Raw genomic sequence first — 489 nt, 5'->3', positions numbered from 1 at the left:
TGGGAGCGCGGTCCGGACCACGAGGACGCCTTGGTGCTGCGTCTTGGCGCGCGCGCCCACGCCCCCGTCACGCTGGACCTGCGCGCCGCCGGCAGCCTCGGCCTCACCGGCCCGCGCCCGCGCCTGCTCGGCCTGGTCCGCGGCCTGCTCGCCCAGCTGGCCGTGCTGCACGCGCCCTCCGGGCTGGAGCTGGTGCTCGTCGCGGCCGACGAGTCCCGGCCCCTGGACGAGCGCACCGACGCCTGGTCCTGGCTCCCCTGGCTGCCGCACCTGCGCCCGGCCCACGGCCAGCCCTGCCGTGCGCTCACCGCCTTCGACCCGGCGCAGGCCCTCGCCCGCCTCGAGGAACTCGCCCCAGGCTGGGGCGGCCCCGCCGCCATCCCCCCGGGGCCGGGCCCCCAACGAAGCGGCGGCCCGCTCGCCGCGGCAGGCCGCGCGACGGCTGCGAACGACACTTTCGGCGCGGCGGGCACGAGCGGCGGGCACGGC

General features: G+C 80.4%; 1 pseudogene. It reads left to right on the top strand.

Going from position 1 to position 489, the window contains the following annotated elements:
• Positions 1 to 489, top strand: a pseudogene (locus TR48_RS38300) (hypothetical protein); the annotation flags it as partial.

The sequence above is a fragment of the Streptacidiphilus neutrinimicus genome (assembly GCF_000787815.1).
Taxonomy (GTDB): Bacteria; Actinomycetota; Actinomycetes; order Streptomycetales; family Streptomycetaceae; genus Streptacidiphilus; species Streptacidiphilus neutrinimicus.
This window is presented reverse-complemented; position numbering and strand designations above follow the sequence as displayed.